The following is a 25,730-nucleotide window of genomic DNA, read 5'->3' as shown; positions in this document are numbered from 1 at the left end:
CGACACCCCCGTTCGATCGCGCCGTCCTGTCGGTACGGACGGACGTGACCATCGAAGCCGCGTCCACGCTGTTCAGGCCATGGGTGGGACGACATCGGACAGAATCGGACGGACCGGCCTGCCGCCTTTCTCGATTGAGGGGATCGGTGACCCTTCGTCAGAATGAGCGTCATGGGCGAACGGGAGGAGAACGGTCATCTCCACGAGGTGTGCCCCTATCAAGGGCTCGTGCCGTTCGAGAGCGGCAAGGCGGAGCTGTTCTTCGGGCGCACCCGGGCGACCCGTAACCTCCTGGACCGCCTGGCCAGGCGGCTGACGGAGCAGGGGTCGATCCTGCTCGTCTCGGGCGCCTCCGGAGTGGGCAAGTCGTCGCTGCTGCGGGCGGGGCTGATGCCGGCGCTCGCGGACGGGACGCCGCCGCTGGCCGGGGCCCAGGGCTGGCCGCGCCTGCTCGTCACCCCGACCGCGCGGCCGTTCCGGGCCCTCGCCGAGGCCTGGGCCCGGGCGTTCGGCGGGGACGTCGAGAAGATCGACAGGACGTTACGGGACGACCCGCTGGCGGTCCTCCCGCCCCACGGCCGGCTCGTCCTGGTGGTCGACCAGTTCGAGGAGCTCTTCACCCTGGTGGGCGACGAGCGCGAGCGCGGGGGGTACGTCCGCGCCCTGCACGCCCTGACCGTCGGCCCCGCGGCCGCCGCCGTGATCATCGGGGTGCGCGCGGACCACTGGGACCGCTGCGCCGCCTATCCGCACTTCGCCGAGGCCATCCAGGACGGCCAGGTCATCGTCGAGCCGATGACCGAGCCGGACCTCCGGCTGGCCATCACCGGGCCCGCCGCCGCGGCCGGGCTGAAGCTCGAACCCGGCCTGGTGGAGATCATCCTGGACGAGCTGCGCGCCGGACCGGCGCCCGCCGACCGCTACGGGGCCGCGGCCCTGCCCCTGCTCTCGCAGGCCCTGCGCAACACCTGGGAGAGGCGCGAGGGCGGCACCCTCACCATCCGGGGCTACGAGGAGTCCGGCCGGGTCCGCGACTCCGTACGCCGCACCGCCGACGAGGCGCTCGCCGAACTGCCCCCGGACGACCGCAAGGCCGCGCTCCGGATGTTCCGGCGGATGACGGTGATCACCCCGGGTGGCGGCCTCGCCCGCCGCGGAGCCACCCTCCCCGAACTGCACGCCGCCGCGTCGCCGTACGCCACCCTCCCTCAGGGGGAGGGGCGGGAGCGGAGCGCGGCGCTGTTGTCCGCGTTCGCCGACCGCCGGCTGATCACCCTGCACGAGGACGCCGTCGAGATCGCCCACGACGCCCTCCTGACGGCCTGGCCCGCTCTGCGGCGGTGGCTGGACCCCGACCTCGCCGCCCAGGCCGTGTACGACCGGCTCCTGGACGCCGCCGAACAGTGGGCCGCCAACCACCGCGATCCCGCCTTCCTCTACCGGGGCGCCCGCCTGCTGGCCGTTCAGGACAGCAGGCCCCGATGGGACCGCGACCCCGGCAGCTTCCCCCCGCCGGGGCCGACGGCGGAGCGCTTCGTCACGGCCTCCGAGCGGGAGTCGCGGCGCGCGACCCGCCGCCGCCGGCTCGTCATGGCGGGCCTCTCGGCGCTGTCGGTGCTCGCCGTCTGCGCGGCCGGGGCCGCCGTCACCGCCGCGGACGAGGCCGTACGGCAGCGCGCGGTGGCGGTGTCACGCCAGCTCGCCGCCCAGAGCGAGGTCACCGGCGACTCCGCCCTGTCGTCCATGCTGGCCGTGGCCGCCTGGAAGATCGCCGAGACCGGCGAGGCCCGCAACCGGGTCCTGTACGCGGCGACCCGCACCAGCAGGGGAACCCTCACCGGGCACACCCGCGGCATCAGGTCGCTCGTGTTCAGCCCGGACGGCTCGGTGATCGCGACGGGCAGCGACGACGGCACCGCCCGGCTGTGGGACACGGCGACGCGGCGGCAGCTCGGCCCGCCGATCACCCGGCCGAAGTACGACTGCTCGGAGGTCAAGGTGGCCTTCAGTCCCGACGGCAGGACGCTGGCCACCGCCTGCATGGGGGTCGTCCGGTTCTACGACGTGGCCACCCGCCGCGAAGCCGGACCCCCGCTGGAGCACCAGGAGATCGTGTCGGCCCTCGTCTACCACCCCAACGGGCGGACGCTCGTGACCGGCGACTTCAAGGGCGTCGTCCGGCAGTGGGACGCGGCCACCCACCGGCCGCACGGCCCCGCCATGGGCCGCCCCGACCACGGGGTCGAGCGGGCCGAGATCGTCCGCAAGGTGACGTTCAACCGGGACGGCACGATCATGGCGGTCGCCAGAGGAGGGAGCGTACGGCTCTGGGACCCCGCTGCCGCCCGCCCCCGTGGCGCCCCGCTGGTCGACCATGGCAGCGCCCTCCTCGACGTCGCGCTCAGCCCGGACGCCACCACCCTGGCGACCGTCGGGGTCGACAGGACCGCGCGGCTGTGGGACGCGGCCACGGGCGAGCGGAAGGGCGCGCTCGACGACCGCGGCGCCGGTTTCCGCGCGATCGCCTTCAACCCGGACGGCACCCGGCTCGCCACCGCGGGAGACACCGGCCGCACCGTCCTGTGGGACGCGGTCAGCCGCCGGCCGATCCTCGCGCTCTCCGGCAGCACGGGCCTCGTCGACTGCGTGGCCTTCAGCCCGGACGGCAAGCTGCTCGCCGCGGCGGGTCACGACGGCGTGGTGCGCCTGGCTGACCCGCACATGCGCCTGCAGATCGGCACCCACATGCCCGCGCGGTCGGCCGTCGCGCCGAGCCCCGACGGGCGGACGCTGGCCACCGGGGCGTCCGGACGGAAGGATCCCGCGATCCAGCTGTGGGACGCCGCCACCCAGCGCCCCGACGGCCCGCCGCTGAGACCCCGGGGCGTCCGCGGCCTCGTCTCCACGATCGACTTCACCCCCGACGGGCGGACGCTCCTCACCTCAGGGCCGGACGGCCTGCGGCTGTGGGACGTCGCGAGCCGCCGCGAGGTCGCCCACGACGAAAGCCTCGACGGCGTGGCCGAGCTCAGCGCCGACGGCAGGTTCGTGGCCGTCGGGGTGGACGAGGCGATCGCCATCTGGGACGTCGCCCGCCGCGCGGAGACCGGGCCGCGCATCCGCGTCCCCGGCCACACCGACGTCATCACCGGGCTGGCGATCAGCCCCGACGGCACGACGCTGGCCAGCGCGGGCTTCGACAACCGGGTACGGCTCTTCGACGTGGCCACCCGCCGGGAGATCCCGGGCTCGCCGCCCTCGGCCGCCGGCGGGTTCGTCAACGACCTGGCCTTCAGCCCCGACGGCGCGACGCTGGCCTACACCGCCGCCGACGACGCCGTCCGGCTGTGGGACGTCGGACGCCGCCGGCCGGTCGGCGTCGCCCTGATCAGCGAGGACGGCCCGCCCGCCACGCTCGCGTTCAGCCCCGACGGCGGCGTCCTCGCCACCGGGTCCATGGGCGGCGGCGTGCGGCTGTGGGACCTGCGCGTGCATCGGGAGCTCGGGCCGCCGATGACCGGCCACACGGACGGTGTGGCCCACCTGGCCTTCACCTCGGACGGTGCGTCCCTGGCGACCGTGGGCGGCGACGGGACCGCGCGGCTCTGGGACGTCCGCACCCCGGCCGACCTGGTGGCCGCGGCGTGCGCCAACGCGGGCCGCGGTCTCACCCGGGAGGAATGGGAGAACCTCGTACGGGAGGAAGAGTACCGGCGGACCTGCCCATGACCCCGGGCGTCAAGGAGAGAGCGCGCATGTTCCTGCGAGGCTTGCGGCGGCGGACCGGCAGGCCCGTTCCCGACCTGGTCGCGCTGTTCCGGTCGATCATCGAGGGCGGCCGTGACGTCCACCCGATCGCGTCCGACTTCCTGGAGCACTTCATGGACGGCGCGGGCGCGTCCAGGAAGATGTCACTACGCTGGCTCCGCTCGTTCAAAGTGATCAAAAAGGCCGAGCGCAAGAACCAGCGCCGGTTCGAACGGCAGCTCATCCGGGAGGCGACGCGGTTGCGCGACGGCAGATCGAGCTGGCTGCACGACTACTGGGACGCGCGGATCAACGCGTTCATCGGCACGGAGCTGTTCTACGTCAGCAGGATGAGCCTGCTGCGCTCGCAGGGATCGTTCGTCCTGACCAGGGACGGGGCGGAGGTGCGGATGTCCGGCACGGTGCGCCACCGCTGGTTCGACCCCTACGACTGGGACCGCGGCCGATGGGTCTACATCCCCCGGCACGGGTTCGTGCCGATCGCGGTCGGCCGCGAGCTGGTGGAGGCCGACGAGGCGCGCGACTTCCTGATGGAGTCGCGGCACGTGCAGACCGTGGAAGGCCGGCACGTGCCCGGCCGGTGGCCGCGGCGCGGCGGCGCGAGCTTCACCTGGTCGACGGTGGGGAACGGATGACCACGGAGCGTCCCCGTCCGCCCGGCCCGCCCGAGGCCGCCGACACGGCCGACTTCGTGCGGTCGCTGGCCACGCTCAGGCAGTGGGCGGGCGAGCCGTCCCTGAGCAGGCTGCGCACCCTCGGCGGCCAGACGGCGACCGCCGACGGCACCAAGGTCGACGCGCTGCCGAGGAGCACGACCTCGCACGTCCTGCGCCAGGTCGACCGGCTGCCCCGGTGGGACTTCGTCCGGGCCTTCGTCACCGCCTGCCTCCACTATTGCGACTATCCGCCCGAGCTGGTCCCGTACGAGCTCGAACGCTGGCGGGCCGCCAGGACGGCCCTCGTGGAGCCCGCGGCCCCGGACCCGCCGGAGCCCCCGGCGGAGACCGCCGTGACCCTGCCGCCGGATCCGGCCGCCGAGCTGCTGGCCCGGCGTGTGCTCAGGGAGGAGGACCGGGCCCGCAAGGGGCTGCTCGGCGGCTACAACCTCGCGCCGCTGCGCTTCGGCCCGTCCGACCAGGCGGAGGAGCACGACCTGCACGCGATCGGCCGGTTCTTCGGCGGCCTGCGCCCGCAGCGCCTGCTGGTCGTGGGGGAGTCGGGGGCGGGCAAGACCGTGCTCGCCATCGAGCTGGTGCTGCAGCTGCTGGAGCCCGTGCTGGCCGCCGGACGGCCCGGCCGGGACCGGCAGGTGCCGGTGCGCCTGAACGCGGCCCGCTGGACCCTGGGCAGGCCGTTCGACGCCTGGCTGGCCGAGCAGCTCGCCCAGGAGTTCGGGCTCGCGGCCAGGGACGCGCAGCGGCTGGTGCGCGACCGCCGGGTGCTGCCCGTGGTGGACGGGCTGGACGAGCTGGACCCCGAGCCGTCGCCGGGGCCGCCACGGCGGGCGATCGGACTGCTGGCCGAGCTCAACCGCTACAGCGACTTCTCCGGGCGGCGGCCGGGCGCGGTCGTCGTGACCTGCCGCGCCGATCGCCACGCCGAGCTGCGCGCGGCCGGCGCCGGGCTGGACGACGCCATCCTGATCAGGCTGCACCACCTGAACACCGAACAGATCGGCACCTACCTGCGCGCCCGCTGGCCCGACGGCCACCCCCGCGCCGCGCACCGCGACGCCGTACGAGCGGCGCTGACCGGGCCGGAGGGCGAGGCCGTGCACGCCGCCCTCGGCACCCCCTGGCGACTGCTGCTCACCGTCACCGCCGTGGAATCCGGCGCCGACCCCGCCACCCTGCTCCGAGCGGCCCCGGAAGCCGGTCCGGGAACCGGCCCGGGTGGCGGTGCGGATCCTCGGGAGGGCGCGGCGCGGATCGCCGGGAGATTGCTGGAGGCGTACGTGCCCGCCGCGACGGCGCTCGCCCCGCGCGCGCACGGCACCCCCTACCAGCCCGACCAGGTACGGGTGTGGCTGGTGAACCTGGCCGCCCACCTCGCGTGGCAGGCCGGCCGCGAGGCCGGGAAGGGCCGGCCGCCGGGGCTGACGGCGATCGACCTCGTCCCTCACCTGCTGTGGCCGATCGGCGGCCGGCGACGGGTCCGGGTGCTGCACAGCCTCGGCTGCGCGATCTTCGCGGTGGTCGCGATGCTGGCGTTCTGGACGGGCTCGGCGGCGGGCGAGCTGGGCGACCCGGCGCTCACCTCGGGGCTCATGGCGGCCTGGGTCGCCATCGCCGTCGGCCTGTCGCTGGCGCCCTGGCCGGCCGCCGCCGGTGGGCGGGCCGAGGCGCCGCGCCGGCGCCGGGTGACAGGCGGCCTGCTGGGGGCGCTGGCGGGGGTGCCGGTCGGCGTGCTGGGCGGCCTGGCCGGGCTCGCGCTGACCGGAGGCAGGGTCTTCGGCCCGGGCTTCGCGGTCGCCGCCGGCGGCATCGGAGGGCTGGTGCTGGGCGTGGTCATCGGGCTGACGGCGGCCGGCCGGCGCGGGGCCGAGCGCATGACGGTGCCCGAGGCGATCCGCGCCGAGCCGCTCACCCTGCTCGGGTTCGGCCTGTGCGGCGCACTCACCGGGCTGCCGCCGCTGCTGATGGCCGACGCCGGCCCGGTGCCGCTGACCGTGGGACTCGCCGCCGCCTTCGGCCTCGCGTTCGCGCTGGGCGTCGCCTTCAAGATCGCGAGCGGGGGCTGGAGCAGGGACGCGGAGCTGGCCCACCCGAGGGAGGCCCTGCACCGCGACGCGGTCATCGGGCTGGCCTTCGGCCTCATCGGCGCGGTCGCCGCCTTCCTGGTGTTCGTCATGAGCCACGACGTCGCCCGGTCGCTGCTGTGCGCGCTCGTCGGCGGTGTGGCGTTCGGCCTGGCCTTCGGCGCCATCGCCTGGGCCCGGGCCATGATCGGCCTGGGCGCCGCGGCGGCGCGCGGGCTGCTGCCGCTGCGGTTGTGGGCCTTCCTCGACTGGGCCTGCGAGGCACGGCTGCTGCGCGTCAGCGGCGCCACGTACCAGTTCCGCCACCGCGAGCTCCAGGACTTCCTGACTCCACCCGGCGACAGGTGAGCCCTTCAGCGCGCCGTCGCTCCCCCGTACGGGTTCCAGCCCCGGCCCGCGCACAGCACCAGGCCGGCCGCCGCCGCCCCGGCCGGGGCGGCGTCGCACCCTGGTGTCACGCGCCGCCCCAGACGGTCATGTCGACGACGTCGTCGTGCTTCCAGGTGAGCTTGTCCACCACGTCGACCACGCCGTTGACCCGGCGGGTCATGCGGACGGCGATGGCGGTCTCGGAGCGGCGCTCCATCCAGCCGGACAGCGTCACGACGCCGTGCTCCACCTCGACCTGGACGCCCGAGGTCTCCACCCACAGGGCGCGGTCGAGGATGTCGTCGCGGACCTCGGCGGCGATCTCCCCGTCGCCGCGCAGGAACAGCTTGACCAGGTCGCGGCGGCTGACGATGCCGAGCAGCCGGTCGTCGGGGTCGACGACGGCCAGCCGCTTGACGTCGTGGGCGTCCATCAGGCGGGCGGCCGCGACCGCGGACGCCTGAGGGGACACGGTGACGGCGGGGCTGGTCATGAGCTCGGCGGCGGTGTCGCCCTCGGCCTTCTGCCTGCCCTTGGGGTGGCGCAGCCGGGCGCGCAGCGGCGGCCGGTAGCCCTCGCGGTAGAACTGCTCACGGAACTCCTCCTTGCGCAGGAGGTCGGCCTCGGACACCATGCCGAGCACGTGCCGGTCCTCGTCCACGACCGGGACGGCGCTGATGCCGCCGGTGATGAGCGCTTCGGCGATGTCCTTGAACGGGGTGGGGGCGGTGACGGCGACGACCTCGGTCGTCATCACGTCCGCGACGGTCATCCGCATCGGAGGATCTCCTTTCGGTCACCTCTATCGGACCTCGCGGGGCGGGCGCGGGGCAGGGCCGGAAGTCCTCCGCGCGGCGGCCGTTGGTCAGCGCCCCGCGGAAGGCATACGGCCGGGCTCCCGGGGCAGAGGCGGGGTACCCGTTTGCTCCTCGGTGGAAGGCAGTGGTGATCCCATGACCCCCGGCAGCCGGTCGCAGTGGCCGATCACCCATGAACTCACCGCGCTGCGCGCGCGGGTCCACGCCTTCGGCGCCGGAGCCGGTCTGAGCGGGCAGCGGTTGCAGGACCTGGCGATCGTCGCCCATGAGGCCGCCACCAACGTGCTGCGCCACGGCGGCGGCCGGGGCACGCTCATCGCCTGCAGGGACGCGTCCGGGGTGAGCCTGGAGGTCGTCGACACGGCCGGCACCCTGACCGAGGCCCATCTGCGCACCGAGCCCGACCTCGTCCACGGCGGCGGCGCCGGGCTGTTGCTGGTCCGCAGTCTGTGTGACGAGGTCAGCGTGGAGCGCGCGCCCGAGGGCGCCCGGCTGCGCCTGCGCATGCGCACCGCCGACCCTTGCGCGGCCTGACCGTCCCACTGGCGCGGCCACAGAAAATCTATACTCGCCGCAGTAGACATTCGCGGCCACGGGTGCTAATTTTTCTCGCATAGCCAAGGTACGAATCCACCGGGCAGCAGAAGCAGGACCGCACCACGACGCACTGCCCGGTACGAGGATGAAGTCGGTAGTGAAGTGAAAGGAGTGTTGAACGCCATCGGAGGATCGCCCGTCGCCGGCTGAGTCTCGCCGCACGGGTGCCGCAGTTCCACAGGATTGGAAGGTGGTTCTCGGTCACACATTCGCGATCCCCGCATCACCGCCGCAAGTCAGGGCGGTAGCGGAATACAGTGGACCGGCCTCCTGGCCGGTAGATGGTGTTGAACCTCTTCGGGCCCCGGCGCTTCAGGCGCCGGGGCCCCTGTTCGCGTGATGAAAGGCATCTATGGATCGAACTCACCCACCTCACCCCCGCCCCGGCGGGAAGCAGACGCCGCCCGCGCCTCCATCGGGCGACCGGTTCGACGATGAGGACTACCCCGCCTACAGCATGGGCGCCGCCGCCGAGCTGCTCGGCGTCACCCCCACGTTCCTGCGGGCCCTGGGCGCCGCCAAACTGATCGAGCCGAAGCGCTCCAGCGGCGGCCACCGACGCTACTCCCGCTACCAGCTCCGCCTCGCGGCCCGCGCCAGAGAGCTCGTCGACCAGGGCACTCCCGTGGAAGCCGCCTGCCGGATCATCATCTTGGAAGACCAGCTCGCCGAGGCGCTGCGCATCAACGCCGCGTACGAACGCGAGCGCGCCGCCGGAAACTGACCGGGCCACGCCGCCGGGGCGTCCGCCCGGCGGCTACCGCGGCGAGATCGGGGAAGCGTCCGCCATCGGGGCGAGGCCGAGGTCGTCGAGTGCCGCCGCGCCGCGCCGGGCCTCCTCCCCGCCGGCCAGCACCAGGGTCCGCGCCGACTGATAGCGGCAACCTGCGGCGTCGAACGCGTCCGCCGTGGCCAGCAGCGACTCCCGGTCACCGTCGAGCAGGGCCTCCGCCCGCGCCACGACGGCCCCGGCGACCGGGTTGCCCGCCACGACGGTCCGGGCCCGCGCCAGCCGGTCGCGGGCGCCGGGGCTCCCGGCCAGCACGGCCGCCTCGGCGCGCAGCGCCACGTACCAGTGCAGCCAGATCCAGGTGACCCACTGCCACACCTCGCCGGGCTCGGGCGCCAGCCGCTCCAGCGCCTCGGCCGCCCGCCCCTGGTGGAGCAGCGGCATCGCGTCGAAGATCGCCCCATAGCCGCGGGCGTTCCCCGGCGTGTCGTCGAGCCGGGCCAGCACCTCGCACCACTCACGCCGGGCAGCCTCGTCGCCGCGCAGCCCGTGGACCGCCGCCACGGCGGCCGCCGGCGGGCCGAGCACGGACCTGGCGGGACGGCCGGAACGCTGCCACGCGTCGAGGAACCGGACGCTGCCGGTGAGGATCTCCTCGACGTCGCCCGCCAGCGCGCCGGCCACCAGGAGCCAGCCGGTGGCGCGGTGCCCGACCTCCGCCAGCAGGGGATGGTCCGCGAGCCGCCGCGCCCACCGGCGGGCGCCCGGCAGGTCGCCGGTGCCGATGGCGGCCTCGGTGACCTCGCCCAGCGCCTCGACCAGCTCGTGCGTACCGGCCGGGGTGCCGGGCGCGGACGAGAGCAGCGTGATCCGGCGGCGGGCCGTGCCGGCGGCGGTGAACGCGTCACCGGCCCAGCTCTGGGCGCACGTGAGCGTGTCGAGGGCGGCGGACTCGATGACCGGGTCACCCGCGCGGCGGGCGAGCTCGACCGCCCGTTCGGCGCGCGTGATCGTCACCGGGACCGCGTCGTCCAGGCCGTCCCCGGCCCCGATCTCCGTGAGCGCCCGGCCGGCCTCGGCCACCGCCACCGCCGCCAGGGCCGCCGGGTCGTCACCGGCCAGCTCCCGCGCCCGGGTGATGAGCGCGCCCACCTCGTCGCGTGGCAGGTCCCGTACGAACTTGCCGGAGAACCGGTAGGCGTTGGACGCGGCCGTCGCCAGGTCGCAGGCGGCGCCGGCGGCGTCGCCGGACCGGAGCGCGGCGTCCGCGGCCGCGACCTGCAGGCGGTACATGTCGTCGCCGAGCATCCGGCAGCCCGCCACCGCGGCGGCCTGCCGGAGCATCGCCGCGCCGGCGGCGGCGTCGTCGGCGAGCGCCGCGGCCTGCTCGTAGCGTCCTTGGGACTCGCCGATCAGGTTGCGGGTGAAGGTCAGCCCGGCGAGCGACCGGGCGAGCAGGTGCGCGTCCGTACGCTGCTCCGGCCGGTCGGCGGCCCAGGCCAGGGCCGCGCGCAGATCGTCCGCCACCGCGTCGAACCCGGCCCGCCAGCCCTCCCGCGCCACCGCCAGGCCGGCGGCCCGGTCCAGGCACCAGCGGACGTGGCGGGACCGCGTGCCGGCCAGCTCGCCGGTCTCCGTCAGCCGTTCCAGCCCGTACTGGCGGATGGTCTCCAGCGCACGGTACTCCGTGCCGTGCGGAGACGCCGTCACCACCAGCAGGCTCTGCTCGGCGAGCCGGGCCAGGCCCTCCGCGACGATGCCCTCGTCGTCCCCGGCCACCCGCGCCGCCGCGGCGACGCTGAACGGCGCGACGAACACCGACACCCGCCGCAACAGCGTCCGGTCGGCCGGTTCCAGCAGGGCGTGGCTCCAGTCGAGCGCGCCCCGGACCGAACGGTGCCGCTCGTCGGCGCGGGAGCCGCCCGTCAGCATCCGCAGCGGGTGGGACAGGGCGGCGGTGATGCCGTCCAGCCCGAGCGTGGAACACCGGGCGGCGGCCAGCTCGATCGCCAGCGCCATCCCGTCCAGCCGCGAGCAGACCGCGGCGACCTGGTCGCGCAGCGCGGGATCGAGCGGCCCGCCCACCGCCGCGGCCCGCTCCGTGAACAGCGCGACCGCGTCCGACTCGCCGTCGAGCGACAGCGGCGGAACCGGGTACACCCGCTCGAACGGCACCATCAGCCGGGCCCGGCTGGTCGCCAGCACCGTCACCCGCGGGCAGGCTCCCAGCAGCCGTTCGAGGAAGAGCGCCACCCCGTCCACCAGGTGCTCGCAGTTGTCCAGCACCAGCAGGGCGTGCCGGTCGGCCAGCGCGGCGAGCACCGAATCGGTCAGGTCGTGGCCGGGCTGCTCGCCGAGGCCGACCGCGACGGCGACCGCGGTGGCGATCAGGTCCGGGTCGGTGACCGGCACCAGGTCGACGAACCACACGCCGTCGGCGTACGCGCCGGCCGCCTCGGCGGCCACCGCCAGCGCCAGCCTGGTCTTGCCCACCCCGCCGGGACCGACCGCGGTCACCTGGCGGTGCGCGGCGACCAGCCGGGCCAGCTCCGTCCGCTCGCCCGTCCGGCCGACGAACGAGGTCAGCGGGGCGGGCAGCACCGGGGGCGGCGCGTCCGGCACGGCCGGCCGGGGCGAACGCCTGGCCAGTGCCCGCCGGTCCGGCAGCTCCAGCTTGCGCAGCAGTGAGGACACGTGGCTCTCCACCGTACGCACCGAGATGCACAGCCGGGCCGCGATCTCGGCGTTGCTGAGATGGGCCCCGACCAGTTCGAGTACCTCGGCTTCCCGAGGTGAGATCTCCACTTCTGTCACCACCGTCCAAGTCTGCCGCATTTCCCGTCCTGGGCATCCGCAGTGGCCACGGTGGACGGTACGTGCCCGGACTCCGTGGTCAGGTTCCGTGGTCACCACGGATGTGGCCGGGCCGGGCCGCGCGACAAGCTGTGCGTACTTCGACGAACACGCCGAACCGCAAGGAGAGAACATGACCGGCTCCACCACCCAGGGCGTCAAGACCGTGCTGCACCCCGTGTCCGACCTGGGCAAGGCGAAGGCCGTCTACACCGCGCTGCTCGGCATCGAGCCGCAGGCCGACTCGCCCTACTACGTGGGCTTCGACGTCGAGGGCCAGCACATCGGGCTGGTGCCGGACGGCGGACCGCAGAACATGACCTCGCCGGTGGCCTACTGGCACGTGTCCGACATCGAGGCGAAGCTCGCCGCGCTGACCGCCGCGGGAGCCACCGTGCGCGAGGCCGCGCACGAGGTCGGCGGCGGCCGCCTGGTGGCCACCGTCACCGACACCGACGGCAACGTCCTCGGGCTGATCCAGGACCGATGAGCTCCGCGCCCTCCCCTTCTCGGAAAGGAACTGACATGACCGCCTTCGCATCCGTCACCCTGGAAGTCGCCGACCCCGCCGCCGGCGCCTTCTACCGGGCCTTCGGCCTGGAGCCGTACGTGAACGTGCGCTCCTCGGACACGCCGTCGACCGGCTTCCGCGGCTTCACGCTGTCGCTCGTGGTGTCCCAGCCGGGCGACGTCGACGCCTTCATGGCCGCCGCGCTCGACGCCGGCGCAACGTCACTGAAGCCGGCCACGAAGAGCTTCTGGGGCTACGGCGGCGTCGTCCGCGCCCCCGACGGGACCATCTGCAAGATCGCGAGCTCGAAGAAGAAGGACTCCGGCCCCGTCACCCGGCACATCGACCAGGTCGCCCTCCTGCTCGGGGTGGCGGACGTCAAGGCGAGCAAGCGGTTCTACGCCGAGCGCGGCCTGACCGTGGCCAAGAGCTACGGCGGCAAGTACGTCGAGTTCGACACCCCGGCCTCGGCCGTCACGCTGGCCCTCTATCCGCGCCGCGCCCTCGCCAAGGACGCCGGGGTCCCCCAGGACGGCACCGGCTCCCACCGGCTCGTGATCGCCGGCGAGACGGGCCCGTTCACCGACCCGGACGGGTTCGTCTGGGAAACCGCGTCCGCCTGAACCCCCTCCAGCACCGACGAGAACAAGGAAGATCCGCCATGAGCACCACCGGGAACAGCACGTACGAGGGATTCACCGCCGAGGAGCGGGCCGCGATGAAGGAGCACGCCCAGGAGCGCAAGAAGGCGGCCCGGCGCACCTCGCGCGCGGACAAGGCGGCGGAGGCGGCGCGGGACGTGCTCGCCAAGATCGCCGAGATGTCCGACCCGGACCGGGTCATGGCCGAGCGGGTGCACGCCGTCGTCCTGGCCGCCGGGCCGGAGCTGGCGCCGAGGCTCTGGTACGGGATGCCCGCCTACACGCTCAACGGGAAGATCGTCTGTCACTTCCAGCCCGCGGAGAAGTTCAAGACGCGCTACGCGACCCTCGGGTTCAGCGACCCGGCGAACCTCGACGACGGTGTCATGTGGCCGGTCGCCTACGCGCTGACCGAGGTGACACCCGAGGTGGAGGCCCGGATCGGCGCGCTGGTGAAGCAGGCGGCGAACTGACGGGGAGCGCCCGGACGGGTATCGGTGCGATCATGGTGCGAGCCCCCGATACTCGACGGCGCGGGGCCAGGGAAGGGAACCTCATGCGTACCGCTCTCGTCACCGGCGGAGCGAGCGGCCTGGGCAAGGCCGCGGCCGTCCGCCTGGAGGCCGACGGCGTCCGGGTCATCACCCTCGACCTCGCCGGCGAGGCCGACCTCGTCGTGGACGTCACGGACGCCGCCGCCGTCCAGGCGGCCGCCGCCGAGGCCGGACCGGTCGACATCCTGGTCAACTCCGCGGGCGTCGTGGGCCCCAACGTCCCGCTGTGGGAGGTTCCGCTCGACGGCTGGCGGCGCACCTTCGCGGTGAACGTCGACGGCGTCTTCCACACCTGCCGCGCGTTCGTCCCCGGCATGCGCGAGCGCGGCTGGGGACGCGTCGTCAACATCGCCAGCATGGCCGGCAAGGACGGCAACCCGAACATGTCGCCCTACTCGGCCACGAAGGCCGCCGTCATCGGGCTGACCAAGTCGCTCGGCAAGGAGCTGGCCACCAGCGGCGTGCTGGTCAACGCCATCGCCCCCGCGGTGATCGAGACCCCGATGAACGCCGACACCGGCCCCGAGGCGCTGGCGCACATCACCGGCCTCATCCCGATGCGCCGCCTGGGCCGGCCCGAGGAGGTGGCCGAGCTGATCGCCTGGCTGGCCTCCGACAAGGTCAGCTTCTCCACCGGCGCCGTCTACGACATCAGCGGCGGCCGCGCCACCTACTGACCCCACCCGATCCCCGGCCGTGCCCCGATCGTGATCATCATGCTGCAGGCTCTCCGTACATGAGGAAGATCATGATCACGGCACTGGTGGCCTGCGGCTGCCTGCTGGTGGGAACCGCGCCCGCCCAGGCCGCTCCGAAGGACCCCGTACGCGCGCTCAAGAGCAAGCTCAAGACCGGGCACGGCGTACGGTTCACCGAGACGACCGTGCTGGTGGGCGGCGGGAAGACGAAGATCCAGAGCCGCAAGGGCACGTTCCGGTTCGACGCCAAGGGCGTGGCGGCCTCCGACATCACCGCCACCGCCAGGCACCGGCCCCGCGAGCGCACGATCAGCATCGGCAAGGTCAGCTACACCTCCGGCGGCATGTGGGCCGCCCGCCTCCCGGAGGGCTCCTGGGTCAAGAGCAACGCCCTGCTCGGCGGCGGCAGCGGCTTCTACGGCCAGGTCATCAACCCCGCCGAGCCGAAGACCCTGGCGGCCCTGGTCAAGAAGGGCAAGCTGCGCGGCGGCAAGCTCACCGGGACGATCACCTTCAAGGAACTGGGGAAGGTGTCACGCTGGTTCGACGCGTCGATCCCGCTGCGCATGAACAACGGCACCAAGGTGTCCTACACGCTCACCCTGAACTCCGCCGGGCTGGTCAACCGGGTGCGGTCGTCGTACGCGGCCACCGGGGTGCTGGCCACCGACCAGCACGAAGGCAAGACGATCACGATCGACAGCCGCTTCACCGGGTGGGGCGCCAAGGTGTCCATCAAGGCGCCGCCCTCCGACCAGGTGACCACCGGCATGGACGGCTGACCCGCTCGCACCCGGCCTACGCCGGTCGCCGTGCTCCTGAGGGCCCGCTCGGATGGACGGCGAGACGGCGGATGCTCCCGCGCTCCTGGTTCAGCGGAGACATACGGTCGTGGAGCCGGGGAAGCGTGATCTCATGCTTGCCACCGATGTGAGCGGTGATGGGCCGCCTTTGGTCCTGCTGCACGGTTTTCCCGAGACCAGAACGATGTGGCGTGACGTCGTCCCGATGCTCGCGACCGAGTTCACGGTGGTGACCATGGATCTGACCGGATACGGGGACAGCCCGTGCCCGCCGTCGGACCACACCCATGCCCGCTATACGAAGCGGGCCATGGCCGCGGACGTCATTCAGACGATGGAGACTCTGGGTTACGAACAATTCGCTGTGGCGGGACACGACCGCGGCGGCCGGGTCGCCTATCGGATGGCACTGGATCATCCGGCCCGCGTCCGGAAGCTCGCCGTTCTCGACATCATCCCCGCGGCGGCGGCCTGGGAACGCTTCGACGCCGAACTCGCCCTGTCGTTCTGGCCCTGGTCGCTGCTCGCCCAACCGGCTCCGCTGCCCGAGCGTCTTCTCACGGCATGTCCCGAGGCGATCGTCGACGACGCGTTCACCCACTGGGGCTCGCCCGCCGACGCCTTTCCCGAACAGGTCCGGGACCGGTACGTCGCCCAGTTCCGCGATCCCGGCCACGCGCATGCGATCTGCGAGGAGTACCGCGCCGCCGCCACGCTTGACTGTGAACACGACGCCACCAGCCGCGCCATCGGGCAGCGCATCACCTGCCCGACCCTGGTGCTGTGGAGTGCCGAAGGCGGACTGGCCACCTGGTATGCCGACGAAGGCGGCCCCCTGGCCATCTGGCGCCAGTGGTCCGACGACGTGCGCGGCCACCCTGTCGACGGCGGTCACTTCTTCCCGGAGGTCCAGCCGACGAGGACGGCCCACGACCTGCTCGAGTTCTTCAGGTGACGACACGTTTCTGAGCCGGATGCCATTCACGTCGGCCTCCGGCCGTTGCCGAGATCTTCGGGAGGCGACTCAGCCCTTCCCGACCTGGACCAGGTAGTCGGCCAGCTCGGCCGGGCGCGACAGCATCGCCATGTGGCCGCCGGGTATCTCGTCCGGGACGATGCCGAGCCGCTCCCCGACGTGGCGGCGGACGAAATCGGGGGTGAGGAACCGGTCGTCGCGGCAGAGCAGGTATCTCGTACGGACGTCGGGCCAGGCGTCCAGGGGCCAGGGCTCGCGGCCCGCCCGGTCCATGCTCACGTTCGCGGCGAGCGCGTTGTCATGGGCCAGCACCCGCTCGGCCAGCTCGCGCGGCACGTCGTGGAAGTACAGCTCGAACTCGTCGTCGAGGCCGGACGAGGGACGGCCGCTCCGCTCCCACCAGTCGTCCGGCGCCTCACCCGGGCTGGGGATCATGGCGGTCAGCAGCACGAGCGCGGTGGCCCGGACGCGCGCGCAGACGAGCGGCGCCACGAAGCCGCCCCACGAATGCCCCACCACCACCAGGTCCCGCCGGTCTCCGACAGCCCGGACCACCGCGTCCGCGTAGTCCCAGAGCCCTTCCTCCGGGTCGGACATCGGCAGGTCCACCGTCACCGGATCATGTCCGCGAGCGCGGAGCTCGGCCGCCACCAGGTGCCAGTCGAACGAGCTTCCGCCGCCGCCGTGGATGAACGCGAAGGTCGTCATGACAGTGAGGACTCCAGACGGCGCGGAAACTCATCGGCCGCGTTCGCTGGAATGTCGGAGATGATCTCTAGGGTGCCCGGCATGACGTGTTCACCTCTTGCGACGGGGGTTCCCTCATGACGGCTTGGACGCTGGTCCGCGACCGCATCATCGGCCGTGACGCGCGAGGTCTGGCCGACCTCGTGATCACCCTGTCCGACGCCGACCGCGCCGAGGTCGCGCGCAACCTGCCGGCCCTGCGCAAGGAACTCCGCGAGACGGCCCAGCGGCGCGCGTGGGAAGGCTGGTCGCCCGACCCGGACGAGTGGGACGAGGACGCCCCCGATCCGGAGCCGTGGGACGGTGGCGACATCGGGCGTCCGCCGGGGTCGTGGGACGGTGGCGACGTCGGGCGTCGGCCGGGGTCGTGGGACGGTGGCGACGTCGGGCGTCGGCCGGAGTCGTGGGGTGGGACGGGGGACGGGGCGGGGGACGGCGTCGGTGGGTACGGGGAGATGCTGCGGATCGCCGGGGCGGGGGTGCTGGGCGGTCCCGCCGCGGCGGCCGGCTGGCTGACGCGGCGCGAGTTCGCCGGTCCTCGCGCCCGGCTGGGTGAGCTGCTCCGGGTGCTGGCCGCCCGTCCGGAAACCTGGCAGGCCGACGTGGCGACCCGCCTGGCCAGGAAGATCCGTACGGCCGACGACCGCAACGCGCCGCTGGCCCTGGCCGTACTGCGGGCCTGCGGCACACCGCCGCCGGATCACGACCCGCTGGTGACCGCCTGGCTCCGGGCCCGCCCGGTCGCCGACGACCCGCTGATCGGCCCGCTGCTGCCGAGGATCTTCGAAGCCGAGGGGGTGGGCCGGTTGCTGCGCGAGGAGCGTCTGGAACCGGTGCCCACCCGCTGGCTGTCGACGATCGGTGAGCTCATGGCCGCCGGGCGCGTGTCGCGGGCGGAGGTGCTGGACGGCTGCCTGCGCCGTTTCCTGCGCGGCGGTGACGCGATCGGCCTGCGCTTCTTCGTCCGGCTGCACCGGATGCTCGACCCCACCCCGCAGGAGGCCGCCGACCGGGTCCGCGACTACCTGCGGCTGCTGCCCGTCGCCCCCGGCCCCGTCGCCGAACTGGCGCTGGCCCAGCTCCGCCACGCCGGTCTGCTCGACCCGGCCGACACGGTCGAGGCCATCGAGGCCCTGACCTTCCGCCCCGAAGCCAAGCTGGCCTTGGAGGGCCTACGCCGCCTGGAACGCCACCTGACCCCCACCCGCCCGTCCCAGTCCCACCGACGCTCCGGGCCTGGGCATCCGGCCGAGACCCCGCAGCCGCCTGGAGCCGTGGGCCCGGCAGGGGTTCCGCCGCAGCCTGGGTCTGCGGCTGGTTTGTCGTTGTCTGGGGAGGTTGCGTTCGCGGGCGAGTTCGCGTCTGCGCTGGCTGCCGCGTTCGGGCATGCGTCGTACGAGGTGCAGGGGCGGGCGGCGAGGATCGCGCTCAAGTATGCGGACGCCTTGGCCCCGGCTGCCGGAACGTTGGCCGATGGTGTGCCTCTGTTACCGGCGGCGCTCGGTGCGAAGGTGGCAGCGGTGTACGGCGGGGAGGTGGCGGCGGGGGAGGAGCCTGGAGTGTTCACCGCGCCTCCGCCGTCGCTGCCCGAGCCGCCGGCGCCGGAGCCGTTCCCCGAGCCCACGCTGGATGTGGCCGACAGCGTCTACCGGTGGGTGGACGGCGAACGATGGCTGGCGGCGCTCGTCCGGCAGGCCGCCGTCGACCCGGAGAAGTTGCGGGCCGGGCACGTCAGCCCGCAGGTGTACGGCCACGAGGAATGGGTCGACGTCAGCCAGTGGATCGCCGCCCTGGCCGAGGCGGCGGCCGAACACGCGGGGTCTGAGCGCGCTGGGCACGGGGGTGCTGGGCACGGGGGTGCTGGGCACGGGGGTGCTGAGTCCGAGCGTGCCGGGTCCGTGCGCGCTGGGTCTGAGCGTGCCGAGCCGTGGGCTGCCGATCTGTGGGCCGCTGCGGGGGCGTGGACGGGGGGACGGGACGACGAGCACGGTGGTGGGCTGGAGCGAGCCTTCGGGAGGCTGCTGGATGCGGCATGGAAAGAGGCCGGGCGGTTGCTGGGCCTCGATGCCCCGGATGGGCGAAGGTCCGTCACGCGACCGTACCTCCCCAGGCCGGAGACCCTCCCGCCGCCGCACCTGTTTCTGCTGCGCAGGCTCGACGAGCTTCACCGGGCGCTGCGGGCCGGCACGCTGCCACCGGTGCTGCTGGCCACGCCCACGCTGATGACCGGCCACCTCGACCCCGCCGTGCTGGTGGAGCGGGTGGCCGAGTGCGCCGCCACGGGCGTCGAGCCGTTGCCTGCCGACCTGGTTCAGGCATTGCTGCGGCTGCCACGCGGACGGCATCCCGAGGCGGCCGAGGGCGCCGCGCGGATCGGCTCGGCGGCGGCCCTGACCGTGGCGCGCTGGTTGGCGGACGGCGGGCTGCCCGATCCGGAGACGGGGGTGCGCTGGTCCTATCTGGAGGGCGCCACCACCTACCTCTTCGACGAGCGCGAACCGGCGCACCGGCCGTACGACATCCGGCTGGAGCCGGTGCTGCGGCCGGCGCCGACCGGCCTCGACGTCCTCGACGAGTTGCTGGGCGAGCAGGCTCGCTGGCGCTGGGGCCACCATGACCATGGCATCCACTGGTGGCCGGCGTTGCTGCCCTCGCACCGTGAGGTCGTCGCGGCCGACTTCCTGCCGTACCTGTTCACCTCGTCCGGCCCCAGGGTGTCGATGGACACCCTGGTCGACGCCGACGGGCCAGCGGGGGAGGCGACGGCCCTCACCCTGGCCGTCCACGTCGCGCGGGCGCAGCCGGAGGCGGCGTCGCTGCTGGTGCGCATGGCGGCCAGAGGTGACCTGCCGGCCGAGGAGGTGGGTGCCCAGTTGGCGCTGCTGCTACGGCGTACGCCCTACGTCCAGGTGCGGCCGCTGGTGGGCGTGCTCGGCGAGGCCGCGCGGCAGGGCGCGTACGCGGCGGTCTGGCGCATCATGGCGAACCTGCTGCCCGCGCTGCTGCCTGACCCGGGTGAGCGGCCCGGCGTGGCGCACACCGAGGCGGTGACGCTGGCGGCGGACGTGGCCGCCTGGGCGGGCGCCCGCGGCGCGATCCCGGAGGTGTCCGCGTACGCGACAGGCGGCGGCAGGAGCAGGTTCGTACGCGAATGCGCCCGTTTGCACAACCAGCTGGGGTGAGGGGGGAGCGGGGGCAACGGTCGCGGAATGAGGGCAGCCAGGGACACGGCCTCGGTACTGGGGAACGCGGGGCGCGCCCTCAGAGGGAAGACGAGACCCGCCGGCCCCATGATCCCGAAGCACGCGATGATGGAGATCACCACGCGGGGCCTCCTGGTCGGCGCGGTGGGGTTCGAGGCGGGCCCGAATGCCCTCCCGGTGACCGGCTAGCGGGCCGGTGCCGGGAAGCTTCCGGCTCGTCCCAGCATCGCGGGTGGTTCGGACTTGCCCAGCCGTTCGCAGATCCAGGTGCCCGCCGCGGCGGTGGCGTCGAGGTCGAGGCCGGTGCGCACGCCGCTGCGGTGCAGGGCGTAGATGAGGTCCTCGGTGGCGATGTTGCCCGTGGCCGCGGGGGCGAAGGGGCAGCCGCCGATGCCGCCGGCGCTCGCGTCCAGGACGCGCACCCCGCTCTCCACCGCCGCGAGGGCGTTGGCGTACCCGGTGTTGCGGGTGTTGTGGAAGTGCATGCGCAGCGGCGTGCCGGGGGCGGTCCGCGCGACCAGGTCCGCCAGGTCGCGGACCTGGCGGGGGACGCCCACCCCGATCGTGTCCGCGAGCGCGAGCTCGTCGGCGGGCGTGGCGAGCGAACGTTCGACGATCTCCCGTACCCGCTCGGAGGGCACCTCGCCCTCGAAGGGGCAGCCGAAGGCGGCCGACACCGTGAGGCTCACCCGCACCCCGGCGGCCCGGGCGGCGGCGGCGATGTCGTGCCAGGCCGCGAGCGACGCCTCGACGCCCATGCCCTGGTTGCGACGGCTGAACGTCTCCGTGGTGATGACCACGTAGTTGACCTCGTCGACGCCGGCGGCCAGCGCTCTGTCGAGGCCGCGCCGGTTGAGCACCAGGCCGATGTACGAGACGCCGGCGTCCCTGGGCACGGCGGCCATCACGGCTTCGGCGTCGGCCATCTGCGGCACCCGCCGGGGGTGGACGAAGCTCACCGCCTCGATCCGGCGCGCGCCCGCCCGGATCAGGCGCTCGATGTACGCCACCTTCGTGCTGGTGCCGAGCACCGTGGGTTCGTTCTGCAGGCCGTCGCGCGGGCCGACCTCGACCACGTCGACGGAGGCTGTCGCTCCCAAGGTCAGTCGCTCTCCTCGTCGGGACTCTGGCTGATCAACGTCGACCGGGCGCTGTAGATGTGGGACTGCATGATGGACTGCGCCCATTCCCCGTCGCGGTGCGCGAAGGCCACCAGCACCTCGCGGTGGTGGGCCATGCTGCGCGACAGGGAGTCCCTGTCGTACTGGCGGAAGGTCCGGTAGACGAGGGGGACCTGCACCATCGCCGAGAGCAGGCTGCTGAGCCGCTGGTTGCGGCTGGCGTTCATGATGATGTGGTGGAACTGCCCGTTCAGCTCGGCGATGCGGTCGAGGTGGCCGGGCTCCGCCGCGTCGGCCAGCTCCTCCATGCGGCTGCTGAGCTCCTGGAGCCGCGCGCGCTCCTCGGCCGTGATGCGGTGCGCGGCCCGCTGGGCGACGGCTCCCTCAAGCGTGGCGCGCACGGTGAACAGGTCCCACAGGTCCTCGGCGCTCCACTCGGGGATGCGGGCCCCGATGTTGGTCTCCCACTCCACGAAGCCCTCGGTGTGCAACCGGCGCAGCGCCTCCCGGACCGGGGTGCGGCTCGCTCCCACCGCCTTGGCCAGGCTCGCCTCCGTGAGCTTGTCCCCGGGCTTGTAGGCGGAGCTCAGCAGGAGATCGCGGATGAGCTCATAGGTACGTTCAGCCTTGGCCACGCCGGCACCTCAACCTTCACGTTCGGCACAGTAGGAGCGACAGACAGGTGGCCGCCACGGCGGGCCAAGACCGGACGGCTCATCTGGCGGCGGCGGGCCGGCCAGAGCGAGTTCGCACGATGTCGACCGGCACCGGGACGGACTTCCGGTTGGCCACCAGCCGTTCCCGGCCGGCCGGGGTCATCCGGCTCTCGTCCCACTCCGTGCTGTCGCCCCACGTGATGTCGACATGCCCGAGACCGGGCATTCTGCCGGCCAACTCGCGGCGGACACTCTGTTCGAAATAAGGACTGTACATGCACATCGGAGCGGTCGTGATGAGCTTGAGCTCGACCCCGGCCGGGCGTCCGTCGGCGGTCCGGCGCACGTCGACGGACGTGACCAGACCCATGTCGACGATCCCCATCGGCTGCCCGACCCCGAGGCTGCACGGGTCCTGCACCGCGTTGCACGCCTCGAGTACCTGGGTCACCACGTCGTGCCGTTCGGCTTCCATGTCTGTCTCCTCGCGTGGGTGGGGTCTCAGGCGGCCAGCCGCTCGCGGTGCAGCCGCCACGGGTGCCCGCCGTCGGCGAGGTACGCGGCGCGCCGCTCGGCGATGCCGTCGGTGCTGATCCGCTGCTTGACCTCGGCCGCGTCCAGGCCGTGCAGCCGCAGGGCGTTGCCGCTGAAGAGCTTGGCCTTGATCTCGTCGGTGAGCTGGGGGAAGCCGTAGCCCTCGACCAGGTCCTCCGGCATGGTGAAGTCGCGCAGCGTCTCCAGGATGGGCTGCGGGTGCGCCGACGGGACTCCGGTGGCGAACAGGATCCGATCGGTGCCGCCGTGGGCCATGAGGGTGCCGACGATCTCGGCGAACTTCCGCGGCTTGCGCACGATCATGTTGGAGACCGACTCGATGGTCGCGTAGATGTTGCTGTGCGAGCGCAGCTGCAGCGCGCAGTCCTCCAGGAAGGCCCAGCCGCTGTGCACGACCTCGAAGGTCATGTCGGGGAAGGCGATGGCCGCCGTGGTCACGTCGTCGACGTGGTTGAGCACCCGGGGGCCCGCGCCGGCCGGCACCGCCTTGTGGATCGCGACGTGCCGGATGCCCAGCTCGCGCGCCTTCTCCAGGTACGGGAAGACCAGCTCGCGGTCGTTGAGCAGCATCAGCTTCGAGGAGTTGATCTCCGGGTCGATCACGCCGTTCGTCGGGTAGAACTTCAGGCCGTCGATGTCGTCCTCGCGGATGCGCTGCTCCATCAGCTCCAGCTCGGCGGGTCCGCGCAGCGGGTCGACCGGGGCGTACAGCACGACGCGGCCCGGATAGGCGCGCTTGAGCGCCTTGCCCAGCTCGTAGGGCGAGGCGCCGCCGGAGAAGAATCCGTCGATCTCGACCCCGTGGTAGAACATCATGTCCACATCGCTCTCCACGAAGACGATGTCGGCGAGCTCCTCGGCCGTCCAGCCGGCGGTGAACTCGTCCTTCGACATCAGGTAGCCGGGCTTGCTCGACTCCACCGACGTGTGTCCCACGCGGTAGAGGAAGTCGACCATCCCGTCGTACGAAGCCTGCGGGCAGTTCGGGTTCCGGTTCTCCGGGCGGAAGTCGTATCCGTGGACGACGGCGTCGATGACGAGCGTGTCGCCGATCATGGAACCTCCAGCGTTGTATACAGGCGCGGCACTTGTCACGGTCCACACCACGAAGTGTGTGCAATCTAGGCCGGACTCTTCGAGGGCGTCAAGACTGCCGGGGTGGGTGAACCCGTTCTGACAGGCGGTCGGAATGTCTCGGTTTGACAACGAAAACCGCTCTGAGCTGGGAATTTATCTTAGAATCACTGATCATAGATCTGTCCAGCTGTGAAGGTCCGAACCTTTCCGAACCTTGCTCTCCCGAGTAATATTCCGGTGACCCCTTGACAGATTGCATACGATCCAGCCGATACTCAAGCCTCATGAACGGCGACACAGCGGCTTCCCCCGCACCAACGCTGCAGGACGAGGCCCGGTCCGGCGGCAGCCCCGACAGCACGTCCGTGCTCGTCGCGACGGATCTCAGGAAGAACTTCGGGGCCGTCGCGGCGCTGGCGGGGGCGTCCCTGCACCTGCGCCGTGGTGAGGTGATGGCCCTGATGGGCGACAACGGGGCCGGCAAGTCGACCCTGGTGAAGTCCATCGCCGGCGTGGTCATCCCCGACTCCGGGGAGATCCGGATCAACGGCGAACCCACCCGGTTCGCCGGACCCGGCGACGCGCTGAAAGCCGGAATCGAGACCGTCTACCAGGATCTCGCCCTCGTCGACTCCATGTCGGCCAGCGAGAACGTGTTCCTCGGACGCGAGCCCGTCAGAACGGGCCTGCTCGGCCGGCTCTTCAAACTCGTGGACCGCCGCCGCATGGCGGACGACGCAGGCAAGGCGCTGGCCGGCATCGGGGCCAAGATCCCGTCACTCGCGGACTCCGTCTCCGCGATGTCGGGAGGTCAGCGCCAGGCGCTCGCCGTCGCGCGGGCGATGCTCTGGGGCAAGAACATCGTCATGCTCGACGAGCCCACCGCCGCTCTGGGGGTGCAGGAGTCGGAAGGCGTCCTGGAGATCATCACGGCACTCAAGTCACAGGACGTGTCCGTACTGATGATCTCGCACAACCTGGAGCACGTGTTCAAGGTCGCGGATCGGGTGACCGTGATGCGGCAGGGCCGGACGGTGGGCGAACGGCACATCCGCGATGTCGTGGCCAACGACATCGTCGGACTCATCACCGGGGGATCAGAGGTGTCCTGAGCGGCACCGATCGGGAAAACCGCGTCAAGTCCCACTGGTGTGGGCGAGATCGGAGTACGAATGTCAACGTCCAGACTACGACGATGGCCGCTGCGGGTCGCGGCCATGATGTCGCTCACCCTCGCGGTGGCGGCATGCGGCGGCTCCACGGACACCGCCGCTCCAGCCTCGGGCGACTCCCCGGCGGAGAAGAAGGTGTTCATCGGCTTCGCCAACTTCGCCGAGCCCGAGAGCCCGGTGCTCAAGGCGCTCGACACCGGCATGCGCAAGGAAGCCGCGAAGCGGAGCTGGGACCTCGTGGTCCTCAACAACGACCGGGACGGGCCCACCGCCGTCTCCAACGCGGAGACGATGGTCGCCCAGGGCGTCACGCACGTGGTGGAGTTCCAGGGTGACGGCAAGGTCGCGCCCCAGCTCATGGACACGTTCAACGCGGCGAACATCCCGGTCATCGCGATCGACATCGCGCACCCCGGGGCCCACTTCTTCGGCATCAACAACGTCGAGGCCGGCCGGCTCAGCGGGCTCGCGGGCGGCAACTACGCCAAGGAGAAGTGGGACTGCAAGCCCGACCTGGTGACCCTGCTGGAGAACGAGGCCTCCGGCGACGTGGCGCTGCTGCGCACCGAGGGGATCCTCAAGGGCCTCAAGGAGGCCTGCCCCGACATCTCCGACGACGTGATCCAGCGCCGCAACTCGCCGACCACGCCCGACGGCGCCCAGGGCGTCGCCCGCGACATCCTGGTCTCCAAGCCGGACGCCAAGAACATCCTGGCGCTGGGCGGCAACGACAACATGGTGATCGGCACCATCAACGCCGCCGAGCAGCTGGGCCGGGCCGGCAACATGTTCGGCTACGGGCTGGGCGCCGACCTCATGCTGTTCGGGGTCGACACGCCGGGCCTGGGCGGCTCGACCGCGTTCTGGTACGAGGGATACGCCAAGGAGATCTTCAAGCTCCTGGACAAGATCGTCGCGGGTGACGCTCCCGCGGTGGTCGACTCGCCGACCGACCCGAACGCGCACTTCAACCCGGCGTGCCAGTTCCCCATCGAGCACGTGAAGAGCATCCCCAGCCTCGACCAGCGGATCGAGGAACTGTACGCCGACGGCTCTGGCGACGCTTCGGCGGCCGCGAAGTACTGCCCCGAAGGCGTGGAGACGTACGGGCTCAAGGGTTAGC

Annotated in this window: 21 protein-coding genes; 14 read left to right on the top strand and 7 right to left on the bottom strand. The window is 72.8% G+C overall.

Features of this window, described 5'->3' with window-relative positions; all coding sequences use genetic code 11:
* Positions 1–171 precede the first annotated feature (171 nt).
* Genes ACGFI7_RS36895 through ACGFI7_RS36885 form a run of 3 tightly spaced genes read left to right on the top strand, consistent with a single transcriptional unit; the run spans position 172 to position 6,874 of the window.
* Positions 172–3,729 (top strand): NACHT and WD repeat domain-containing protein, encoded by a 3,558-nt coding sequence (locus ACGFI7_RS36895; RefSeq protein ID WP_393413044.1) that lies wholly within the window; start codon positions 172–174, stop codon positions 3,727–3,729.
* 26 nt (positions 3,730–3,755) lie between these two features.
* The gene (locus tag ACGFI7_RS36890; protein ID WP_393413042.1) at positions 3,756–4,403 is read left to right on the top strand and encodes a hypothetical protein; all 648 of its coding nucleotides are present in this window, start codon (positions 3,756–3,758) and stop codon (positions 4,401–4,403) included.
* Entirely contained in the window at positions 4,400–6,874 is a 2,475-nt protein-coding gene (locus tag ACGFI7_RS36885; protein ID WP_393413040.1) for an NACHT domain-containing protein, read from the top strand. Before ACGFI7_RS36890 ends, ACGFI7_RS36885 begins: the two co-directional genes overlap by 4 nt.
* Positions 6,875–6,980: 106 nt before the next feature.
* Here ACGFI7_RS36885 and ACGFI7_RS36880 read toward each other — a convergent pair whose 3' ends face one another.
* Entirely contained in the window at positions 6,981–7,673 is a 693-nt protein-coding gene (locus tag ACGFI7_RS36880; protein ID WP_393413038.1) for a CBS domain-containing protein, read from the bottom strand.
* 175 nt (positions 7,674–7,848) lie between these two features.
* On the opposite strand from ACGFI7_RS36880, the gene ACGFI7_RS36875 reads away from it, so the two are divergent.
* Complete coding sequence (locus ACGFI7_RS36875) at positions 7,849–8,247, top strand: ATP-binding protein (RefSeq protein WP_393413036.1); 399 nt, start codon at positions 7,849–7,851, stop codon at positions 8,245–8,247.
* Between the two features lie 415 nt (positions 8,248–8,662).
* On the top strand, positions 8,663–9,034 hold the full coding sequence (locus tag ACGFI7_RS36870) for a MerR family transcriptional regulator (RefSeq protein WP_393413034.1): 372 nt from the start codon (positions 8,663–8,665) through the stop codon (positions 9,032–9,034).
* A gap of 33 nt (positions 9,035–9,067) precedes the next feature.
* Here the strand turns inward: ACGFI7_RS36870 and ACGFI7_RS36865 are convergent, their stop codons facing one another.
* Positions 9,068–11,875 carry an ATP-binding protein gene (locus ACGFI7_RS36865; protein WP_393413032.1) on the bottom strand — a complete coding sequence of 936 codons (2,808 nt, stop codon included), beginning with the start codon at positions 11,873–11,875 and terminating at the stop codon, positions 9,068–9,070.
* A 151-nt stretch (positions 11,876–12,026) separates the two neighbouring features.
* On the opposite strand from ACGFI7_RS36865, the gene ACGFI7_RS36860 reads away from it, so the two are divergent.
* From ACGFI7_RS36860 to ACGFI7_RS36835, 6 genes are all read left to right on the top strand, one after another.
* Positions 12,027–12,383 (top strand): VOC family protein, encoded by a 357-nt coding sequence (locus ACGFI7_RS36860; RefSeq protein ID WP_393413030.1) that lies wholly within the window; start codon positions 12,027–12,029, stop codon positions 12,381–12,383.
* Between the two features lie 35 nt (positions 12,384–12,418).
* Positions 12,419–13,027, top strand: a complete 609-nt coding sequence (locus tag ACGFI7_RS36855) for a glyoxalase (protein ID WP_393413028.1) — start codon at positions 12,419–12,421, stop codon at positions 13,025–13,027.
* Positions 13,028–13,065: 38 nt separating this feature from the next.
* Entirely contained in the window at positions 13,066–13,518 is a 453-nt protein-coding gene (locus tag ACGFI7_RS36850) for an iron chaperone (protein WP_393413027.1), read from the top strand.
* Between the two features lie 83 nt (positions 13,519–13,601).
* Positions 13,602–14,276, top strand: a complete 675-nt coding sequence (locus tag ACGFI7_RS36845) for an SDR family NAD(P)-dependent oxidoreductase (RefSeq protein ID WP_393413025.1) — start codon at positions 13,602–13,604, stop codon at positions 14,274–14,276.
* 59 nt (positions 14,277–14,335) lie between these two features.
* Positions 14,336–15,079 (top strand): hypothetical protein, encoded by a 744-nt coding sequence (locus tag ACGFI7_RS36840; protein ID WP_393413023.1) that lies wholly within the window; start codon positions 14,336–14,338, stop codon positions 15,077–15,079.
* Positions 15,080–15,212: 133 nt separating this feature from the next.
* On the top strand, positions 15,213–16,055 hold the full coding sequence (locus ACGFI7_RS36835; protein WP_393413021.1) for an alpha/beta fold hydrolase: 843 nt from the start codon (positions 15,213–15,215) through the stop codon (positions 16,053–16,055).
* 69 nt (positions 16,056–16,124) lie between these two features.
* Here ACGFI7_RS36835 and ACGFI7_RS36830 read toward each other — a convergent pair whose 3' ends face one another.
* Positions 16,125–16,784 (bottom strand): alpha/beta fold hydrolase, encoded by a 660-nt coding sequence (locus ACGFI7_RS36830; protein ID WP_393413019.1) that lies wholly within the window; start codon positions 16,782–16,784, stop codon positions 16,125–16,127.
* Between the two features lie 116 nt (positions 16,785–16,900).
* Here ACGFI7_RS36830 and ACGFI7_RS36825 point away from each other — a divergent pair, with 116 nt between their 5' ends.
* Entirely contained in the window at positions 16,901–20,005 is a 3,105-nt protein-coding gene (locus tag ACGFI7_RS36825) for a hypothetical protein (RefSeq protein WP_393413017.1), read from the top strand.
* Between the two features lie 206 nt (positions 20,006–20,211).
* Here ACGFI7_RS36825 and ACGFI7_RS36820 read toward each other — a convergent pair whose 3' ends face one another.
* From ACGFI7_RS36820 to ACGFI7_RS36805, 4 genes are all read right to left on the bottom strand, one after another.
* On the bottom strand, positions 20,212–21,126 hold the full coding sequence (locus ACGFI7_RS36820) for a hydroxymethylglutaryl-CoA lyase (RefSeq protein WP_393413015.1): 915 nt from the start codon (positions 21,124–21,126) through the stop codon (positions 20,212–20,214).
* A 2-nt stretch (positions 21,127–21,128) separates the two neighbouring features.
* Entirely contained in the window at positions 21,129–21,782 is a 654-nt protein-coding gene (locus tag ACGFI7_RS36815; protein WP_393413013.1) for a GntR family transcriptional regulator, read from the bottom strand.
* A 79-nt stretch (positions 21,783–21,861) separates the two neighbouring features.
* The gene (locus ACGFI7_RS36810) at positions 21,862–22,278 is read right to left on the bottom strand and encodes a metal-sulfur cluster assembly factor (protein WP_393413011.1); all 417 of its coding nucleotides are present in this window, start codon (positions 22,276–22,278) and stop codon (positions 21,862–21,864) included.
* A gap of 26 nt (positions 22,279–22,304) precedes the next feature.
* Positions 22,305–23,414, bottom strand: coding sequence for an amidohydrolase family protein (locus ACGFI7_RS36805; RefSeq protein WP_393413010.1), 1,110 nt, complete (start codon positions 23,412–23,414; stop codon positions 22,305–22,307).
* Between the two features lie 305 nt (positions 23,415–23,719).
* Between ACGFI7_RS36805 and ACGFI7_RS36800 the strand changes: the two genes are divergently transcribed.
* Together ACGFI7_RS36800 and ACGFI7_RS36795 are read left to right on the top strand one after the other, a co-directional pair.
* Positions 23,720–24,547, top strand: a complete 828-nt coding sequence (locus ACGFI7_RS36800; RefSeq protein WP_393413008.1) for an ATP-binding cassette domain-containing protein — start codon at positions 23,720–23,722, stop codon at positions 24,545–24,547.
* 60 nt (positions 24,548–24,607) lie between these two features.
* Complete coding sequence (locus tag ACGFI7_RS36795) at positions 24,608–25,729, top strand: sugar ABC transporter substrate-binding protein (RefSeq protein ID WP_393413006.1); 1,122 nt, start codon at positions 24,608–24,610, stop codon at positions 25,727–25,729.
* Position 25,730: the final 1 nt, after the last annotated feature.

It is taken from the genome of Nonomuraea sp. NPDC048826 (assembly GCF_043198225.1).
Lineage (GTDB): Bacteria > Actinomycetota > Actinomycetes > Streptosporangiales > Streptosporangiaceae > Nonomuraea.
This window is presented reverse-complemented; position numbering and strand designations above follow the sequence as displayed.